This is a genomic window from Enterococcus sp. DIV1298c, from assembly GCF_017316315.1.
GTDB lineage: Bacteria > Bacillota > Bacilli > Lactobacillales > Enterococcaceae > Enterococcus_B > Enterococcus_B mangumiae.
Genome location: NZ_JAFLWG010000064.1, coordinates 1 through 7,792 on the forward strand (window position 1 = coordinate 1; position 7,792 = coordinate 7,792).

A 7,792-nucleotide genomic window follows, 5' to 3' on the forward strand; every position below is an offset into this window, starting at 1 on the left:
TCAATTTGGATATCTCTTTTACTATCTTTTTTTACAAAAAATAGTGTTAGCAGAAAACAAAATTGTTTTCCACCAACACTAGATATTATAGAACCGTAAAATCCGGAAGAGGAAGTGAACACTTCTTCTCCGGATTTACTTCGTTATTTGACGTGAATGACTTGATTCGTCAAAAAGATTCGGATGCGCATGTTCTCAAATGATTTAAAGCCATAAGACACTCGTTTGAGTGCTTGATGTTGGTGTGTTCTTTGCTTCTATTTTTCCATTAGAGTAAGGTAGATCAAGAAATGACGAATCCCTTCTTCATAGCTGAGAAGATTTTGTAGTTTTATTCGAAATTCTTCATCTAATATTGTGATATTGGTGATAAGCTAATAGGAATTGCTCGTACGAAAACTAAAGATATGAAATGAAGCGGATAAATAAAAACTTGAAAATAATTATTATAAAGTCTTATAACAGCTTGCTTTATTCTAAAATTTATCGTATGATTATCATTGTTAACTGAATATGCGCCCATAGCTCAATTGGATAGAGTGTTTGACTACGGATCAAAAGGTTAGGGGTTCGACTCCTCTTGGGCGCGTTGGAAAAACTGGGACTTCATTGAATTCCTAGTTTTTTTTATTTACATAAAAAAAATCGTCTCTTATCGTTATCTTCGAATCAAACACCTAACAAGCGTTCTCCTTTCTTTCTACCTGTAAATTCGCTATAATTAAGGTCAATATTAGTCAAAGGAATGAGTGGGATGGCACAACAAAATACTTCGGATCTAATTGAATCATATATAAAAAAGATCCTAGAAAAAAATGAGATGATCGAGCTTCGAAGGATTGAATTGGCAGACCTTTTTAACTGCGTTCCTTCGCAAATCAATTACGTGATCAATACACGCTTTACGATCCAACGAGGCTATCTTGTAGAGAGTAAACGTGGTGGCGGTGGGTATATCCGGATTGCTAAAGTGAGAATGTCGGATAAGAAACAAATGCTTGAACGAATCAATTTGTTGTTTGGTGAGACCATCAACGAAAAAAACGCCTATGCCATTATTCAGAAATTATATGAAGACCAAATCATTACCAAAAAAGAAGGAAACTTGATGTTGAGCGCCATTGCTAAAAATACGTTGAACATCAATGAGACAGAAGATTATACGCGTGCTCGCATTCTACGAGCATTTTTAGAACGATTAAGCTATGAAGACGGGAAGTGAAGATTAAATGGCAGAGATATTTACAGAAAGAGCGCAACGTGTCTTAGAAATTGCCCAAGAAGAAGCAAAACGCTTCAAACATCAAGCGGTAAGTTCAGAACATATATTGTTGGCTTTAGTGATCGAACCTGATGGGATTGCTGGAAAAGTATTACGAGAAATGAAATTAAATGAAAAAGATATTTACGAAGAAATCGAACATTTAGTCGGTTATGGGACAGTGAAAACTTATGCAAAAGGTGCATTACTACCTTATTCCCCTCGGATGAAACAAATTTTTGCTTTGGCAAATAGCGAAGTGAATAAAATGGGCGCACAAAAGGTAGGCACTGAACATATTTTACTTAGTCTATTAAAAGATGAAAGTATCATGGCTACACGTATCATGATCAACCTTGGCATCAGTTTGAGTAAAGTTCGTCAGTCATTGAAGCGTACGATGGGTACAGACTCGAACAGTGGTGGTATTCGCCGTCGTAATCCCCAAGAAAAACGTGCAATGACACAAGGAACCCCGACATTGGATTCTTTAGCTAGAGATTTAACAAAGTTAGCAAAAGAAAACAGACTAGATCCAGTCGTAGGACGTTCAAGAGAAGTCAAACGCTTGATCCAAATCCTTAGTCGTCGAACAAAAAACAATCCCGTATTAGTAGGGGAACCTGGTGTTGGTAAAACAGCGATTGCGGAAGGGTTAGCTCAAAAGATCATTTTAGGTGAAGTACCTGAAGAAATGCGAGCCAAACGTTTGATGATGTTAGACATGGGTGCATTGGTCGCTGGAACGAAGTATCGTGGTGAATTTGAAGATCGAATGAAAAAAGTCATTGATGAAATTTATCATGACGGTCAAGTGATCCTCTTTATTGATGAGCTACACACGTTGATCGGCGCAGGTGGGGCAGAAGGTGCGATCGATGCCTCGAATATTTTGAAGCCGGCATTAGCGCGTGGTGAGTTACAGACGATTGGTGCAACCACATTAGACGAATACCAAAAATATATTGAAAAAGATTCTGCATTGGAGCGACGTTTTGCACGTATCCAAGTAGATGAACCGACAGCGGATGAAGCAGAAGAGATCTTACGTGGCCTACGTTCACGCTATGAAGAACATCATCATGTGGAGATCACAGATGAAGCCGTGCGAGCAGCGGTCAATCTGTCTGTTCGTTATATCACTTCTAGACAATTACCGGATAAAGCAATCGACTTGATCGATGAATCGGCAGCAAAAGTTCGATTAGAGCAAGCGGATGATTTGTCAGAAACGGCGATCTTGAAGCAAGAGATCGAACAATTGAACAAGGATAAAGAGCGAGCGATTCAAAAGCAAGATTTTGAAACAGCTGCGCATCTACGTAGACAAGAAAAAAGCTTAATGAAGAAATTAGAAAAACGATTAGCGATCGAAGCAAAACATAAAAATGGCTTTGCAGACCGTGTCACTGAAGAAGATGTGGCTACTGTTGTTTCTGAATGGACAGGTGTGCCATTGCAACAGTTAGAGAAGAAAGAAAGTCAACGATTGTTGGAGCTAGAAGCCTTACTTCACGAACGTGTCGTTGGACAAGATGAAGCAGTTAAAGCTGTGTCTCGTGCCATTCGTCGGGCGCGTAGTGGCTTAAAAGATCCAAATCGTCCAATTGGTTCCTTCATGTTTTTAGGCCCAACAGGGGTAGGGAAAACAGAGCTTGCGAAAGCATTGTCGGAAGTGATGTTTGGTGAAGAGGATGCCTTGATTCGTGTTGATATGTCCGAGTTCATGGAAAAATATAGTACGAGCCGCTTGATTGGTTCACCGCCAGGTTATGTAGGATATGATGAAGGCGGACAATTGACAGAAAAAATCCGTCAAAAACCTTACTCAGTTATCTTGCTAGACGAAGTGGAAAAAGCCCATCCAGATGTCTTCAATCTATTGTTACAAGTATTAGATGATGGTCATTTAACCGATGCTAAAGGAAGAAAAGTCGACTTTAGAAATACGATCATGATCATGACTTCTAATATTGGAGCAACACAAATTCGAGAAGAAAAAAATGTTGGCTTCAATGTACAAGATATTACAAAGGATCATCAAGCGATGCAAAAACGGATACTTGAAGAGTTGAAGAAAGCTTTTCGTCCTGAATTCTTGAACCGTATCGATGAAACAGTTGTCTTCCATTCATTAACAAAAGACGAGGTCCATGCGATTGTCCAAATCATGAGCCAATCGATTGTCAAACGGTTGAAAGAACAAGACATCCAAGTGAAAATCACACCAGCGGCAGTTGATGTGATCGGGAAAGTCGGTTTTGATCCAGAGTATGGCGCACGACCTCTAAGACGGGCATTGCAAAAAGAAGTAGAAGATCGCTTGAGCGAAGCATTACTTGGCGGTGAGATCCATCTAGGAGACCAAATCACTGTCGGCGCTTCGAAAGGTAAAATCACGGTAAATGTGCGTGAACTTAAAAAAGTGACTGCTAAAGTATGATGATAAAATCATAGGTTGTGAAATTGTGCAGCCTTAATGAACCAAAAAGCCCAGAAATCGTCTGATTTTTGGGTTTTTGGTTTATTTCCGCTATCAGATCTTTCTGTCCGTTGTTTAACTAGGCTGTTAAACAGCATGTTTTACTTAGGTTGGCTTGCTTATTTTACAATCGCGTTACAATCAATAATAAATGTAAGAAGTATTGGAAAGTTTTCAGAGCTGTGCTACTATAATGGAGTTGTAGGAGGAGGAAATGATGATCGAAATCATAACTACTATAGAGTCAATGAAACAAGCAGAAGCATTGCTTGAGGCAGGCACTGACACCCTGTATTTTGGGGAAGAACGCTTTGGCCTGCGCTTACCAGCTTCTTTTACAAGAGAAGAGCAACGCGAATTAGTCGAGCTTGCACATCGTTACGGTAAAAAAGTAAATATAGCTGTCAATGGGATCATTCACCCTGAAAAAATGAAAAAAATTCCAGAGTATCTGCTGTTTTTAAAAGAGATCAATGCAGATATGATCACAGTTGGTGATACTGGGATCATCTATACTATGCGAAAAAATCCAGAATTGAGTCTTCCCTATGTTTTTGATGCAGAAACATTAGTCACTAGTGCAAGACAAATCAATTTTTGGGCAAAAAAAGGGGCGATTTCTGCTGTTTTGGCACGTGAAGTCCCATTTGATGAGATGAAAGAAATGGAAAGCAAATTGCTGATACCTGTCGAAACGCTTGTGTACGGAGCTACATGCATCCATCAATCGAAGCGTCCGTTGTTACAGAATTACTATAACTACACGCAACAGGACGAAAAGAAAGATCGTGAAAGAGGGCTCTTTCTCGCTGAACCTAAAAAAGAAGACACGCATTATTCAATTTATGAAGATTCACATGGCACGCATATTTTTGCCAATAATGACATTAATTTAAGCAATGAACTTGCCCAACTTTATGCGCATCATTTCCGTACGTGGAAATTAGATGGCGTGTTTACACCAGGTGAAGCATTTGTTGCGATCACTAAATTATTTGTCGAAGCAAAACAAGCGTTACTAGCAGACACATGGACAGAGGACATGGCACAAGAAATGACGAATAAGATCAATGGATTACATCCAGCGAATCGAGGACTTGATACAGGTTTCTTTTATATTGATCCTGAATCTATCAAGTAAGGAGTATGGTGAAAGAAAATGACAACAAAAAGAAAACTAAAGCGTCCGGAAGTTTTAGCTCCGGCAGGCACACTTGAAAAACTAAAGACAGCGATCCATTATGGGGCAGATGCTGTTTATATTGGTGGTAATGCCTATGGTTTGCGTAGCCGTGCGGGCAACTTTACTTATGAAGAAATGGCAGAAGGCGTGGCATTCGCAAAGGAACATCAAGCGAAAGTCTATGTGGCAGCGAATATGGTCACACATGAAGGAAACGATGAAGGGGCAGGAGAATTTTTCCGTAATCTACGGGATGTAGGGATTTCTGCGGTGATCGTGTCGGACCCAGCATTGATCGAGATCTGTGCAACGGAAGCCCCAGGTTTACCGATCCATCTATCGACCCAGGCTTCTGCTACGAACTACGAAACATTGGAATTCTGGAAAGAAGAAGGCTTAGAACGTGTCGTTTTAGCTCGGGAAGTTTCGATGGAAGAAGTCGCTGAGATTCGCCGTCATACCGATGTAGAGATCGAAGCGTTCATTCACGGCGCAATGTGTATCTCTTATTCAGGACGGTGTACTTTGTCGAATCATATGTCGATGCGTGATGCCAATCGTGGTGGCTGTTCACAATCTTGCCGTTGGAAATATGAATTATACGACTTACCGTTTGGTCAAGAAAGACATACATTGACGGATGCAGGTGAAGTCGAAGAAGAGTTTTCGATGAGTGCGGTGGATATGTCAATGATCGAACATATTCCTGATTTGATCGAAAATGGTGTCGATAGTTTTAAAATCGAAGGTCGCATGAAGTCGATCCATTATGTGTCAACAGTCGCCAATGTCTATAAAGCAGCCGTTGATAGTTATATGGAAGATCCTGAAAACTATGTTTGCAAACAAGAATGGATCGATGAATTATGGAAAGTAGCGCAACGAGAACTAGCAACAGGATTTTATTACAATACACCTAGTGAAAATGAGCAGTTGTTTGGTGAACGACGTAAGATCCCTGTTTATAAATTTGTCGGAGAAGTCTTGTCGTATGATGAGGAAACGAAAATTGCGACGATCCGTCAGAGAAATCTCTTTTCTGTAGGGGATGAAATCGAATTTTATGGTCCAGGATTTACTCATTTTAGTCAAATGGTTGACGTGATGTACAATGAAGAAGGGGAATCCATCGATCGGGCACCAAATCCTATGATGATTTTGACGATGCCGGTGGCACAACCTGTTAAACCTGGAGATATGATTAGAAAAAGAAAATAATTTTTTAAACAATGAAGCGAAATGAGCATCTTGTCAACAGATTGTCTAGAAACATGCTACACTTATTTTTTGTAAGAGCTGATAAAAAGTTTATTGAAAAAACAGAGGTAGAATGTGTCATCAGCTGCTAAAAGGAGGAACAAGATGAAAACATATGATTATATTGTCATTGGCGGAGGATCTGGAGGAATTGCTTCAGCGAATCGTGCCGGTATGCATGGAGCGAAAGTATTATTGATTGAAGGCAATGAACTAGGTGGAACTTGCGTCAATGTCGGATGTGTTCCTAAAAAAGTCATGTGGCAAGCAAGCACGATCTTAGAAACGATCGAACGTGATGCTTCAAGCTATGGTATCCAAGCAGACGTCAAACAGGTTGACTTTAAAGAACTAGTAGAGAAACGTGAAAAATACATTGATTTCCTTCATGGGGCTTATCAAAGAGGGTTAGATAGTAATCATGTTGAAGCAATCAAGGGCTACGCTCGCTTTGTGGATAGCCAAACAGTCGAGGTAAATGGGAAAAGCTATCAAGCGGATCATATTTTGATCGCAACCGGTGGTAAGCCAAGCAAAATGACGATTCCTGGCGGAGAATATGCCATTGATTCAAACGGCTTTTTTGCATTGACGGAATTGCCAAAGCGCACGATCGTATTAGGTGCTGGCTATATCGCAGCCGAACTTTCGGGTGTGTTGAATGGCTTGGGAAGTGAAGTCATGTGGGCTTATCGTAAAGAACGTCCGTTACGTACGTTTGATAAAATGTTATCTGACAACTTGATTGAGATGTATCAAGACGCAGGAATCCATACTTATGCAAACTTTACGGCTCGTGAAATAACAAAAAATGAAGATGTCTACACAGTTACTTTTGAGAATGGCGAAACGTTGACGGCAGATTGCGTGTTATTTGCTGGCGGACGTGTACCTAATACAGACACATTAGGTATCGAAAAAACGAATGTCGAGTTAGATGAAAAAGGATTTATCAAAGTGGATAAATTCCAAAATACAACCGATGCACACATCTATGCAATCGGTGATGTGATTGGCAAAATCGATTTGACACCAGTAGCAATTGCCGCAGGTCGTCGTTTATCCGAGCGACTTTTCAATGGAAAAGAAAATTCTTATTTAGATTATGATCTTATACCAACAGTTGTCTTTACTCATCCACCGATTGCAACGATTGGACTGACAGAAGAGCAAGCATTGACGACGTATGGTGAAGGACAATTAAAAATCTATCGTTCACGATTCACGCCGATGTACTTTGCTTTAAACGATTATCGTCAAAAATGTGAGATGAAATTGATCTGTGTAGGTGAAGAAGAAAAAATCGTTGGGCTACATGCCATCGGTGTGGGCGTTGATGAAATGTTACAAGGCTTTGCAGTAGCAGTCAAAATGGGCGCAACAAAAGCGGATTTCGACAATACAGTAGCGATTCATCCAACAGGTGCCGAAGAGTTTGTAACGATGCGCTAACGGGCAATTCAATAAAAAGAATAAGCAAAATAGAAAAAAGCAGACGCAAGCCGTCTGCTTCAGATTGTAGACAAAGTACTTATTTATAGTGCTTTGTCTTTTTTTATACGTTAAAATAAAACTATGAATTGGAGGTATAACCCGATGCTCTCAAAAC

Annotated in this window: 5 protein-coding genes, 1 tRNA gene and 1 pseudogene; 6 read left to right on the top strand and 1 reads right to left on the bottom strand. The window is 40.0% G+C overall.

Annotated features, from left to right (window positions below):
- Positions 1 to 143 precede the first annotated feature (143 nt).
- Positions 144 to 353, bottom strand: a pseudogene (locus JZO83_RS13090) (transposase); the annotation flags it as partial.
- Between the two features lie 162 nt (positions 354 to 515).
- Here JZO83_RS13090 and JZO83_RS13095 point away from each other — a divergent pair.
- The 6 genes from JZO83_RS13095 (at position 516) to gor (ending at position 7,635) form a co-directional block, all read left to right on the top strand.
- Positions 516 to 589 (top strand) — tRNA-Arg (locus JZO83_RS13095).
- Positions 590 to 754: 165 nt separating this feature from the next.
- Positions 755 to 1,222, top strand: a complete 468-nt coding sequence (locus JZO83_RS13100) for a CtsR family transcriptional regulator (protein WP_206859633.1) — start codon at positions 755 to 757, stop codon at positions 1,220 to 1,222.
- A 7-nt stretch (positions 1,223 to 1,229) separates the two neighbouring features.
- Positions 1,230 to 3,704: an ATP-dependent Clp protease ATP-binding subunit gene (locus JZO83_RS13105; protein ID WP_207116033.1), complete on the top strand. Its 2,475-nt coding sequence runs from the start codon at positions 1,230 to 1,232 to the stop codon at positions 3,702 to 3,704.
- Between the two features lie 256 nt (positions 3,705 to 3,960).
- Entirely contained in the window at positions 3,961 to 4,884 is a 924-nt protein-coding gene (locus tag JZO83_RS13110) for a peptidase U32 family protein (protein ID WP_207116034.1), read from the top strand.
- A gap of 18 nt (positions 4,885 to 4,902) precedes the next feature.
- Positions 4,903 to 6,144 carry a U32 family peptidase gene (locus JZO83_RS13115; RefSeq protein ID WP_206859626.1) on the top strand — a complete coding sequence of 414 codons (1,242 nt, stop codon included), beginning with the start codon at positions 4,903 to 4,905 and terminating at the stop codon, positions 6,142 to 6,144.
- Positions 6,145 to 6,288: 144 nt separating this feature from the next.
- Positions 6,289 to 7,635: a glutathione-disulfide reductase gene (gene gor / locus JZO83_RS13120; protein ID WP_207116035.1), complete on the top strand. Its 1,347-nt coding sequence runs from the start codon at positions 6,289 to 6,291 to the stop codon at positions 7,633 to 7,635.
- The last annotated feature ends 157 nt before the right edge of the window (positions 7,636 to 7,792 follow it).

Excerpts from the sequence above, each read along its gene's own strand:
- JZO83_RS13100 (WP_206859633.1), top strand. The coding sequence starts at position 755 with ATGGCACAACAAAATACTTCGGATCTAATTGAATCATATATAAAAAAG.
- JZO83_RS13105 (WP_207116033.1), top strand. The coding sequence starts at position 1,230 with ATGGCAGAGATATTTACAGAAAGAGCGCAACGTGTCTTAGAAATTGCC.
- JZO83_RS13110 (WP_207116034.1), top strand. The coding sequence starts at position 3,961 with ATGATCGAAATCATAACTACTATAGAGTCAATGAAACAAGCAGAAGCA.
- JZO83_RS13115 (WP_206859626.1), top strand. The coding sequence starts at position 4,903 with ATGACAACAAAAAGAAAACTAAAGCGTCCGGAAGTTTTAGCTCCGGCA.
- gor (WP_207116035.1), top strand. The coding sequence starts at position 6,289 with ATGAAAACATATGATTATATTGTCATTGGCGGAGGATCTGGAGGAATT.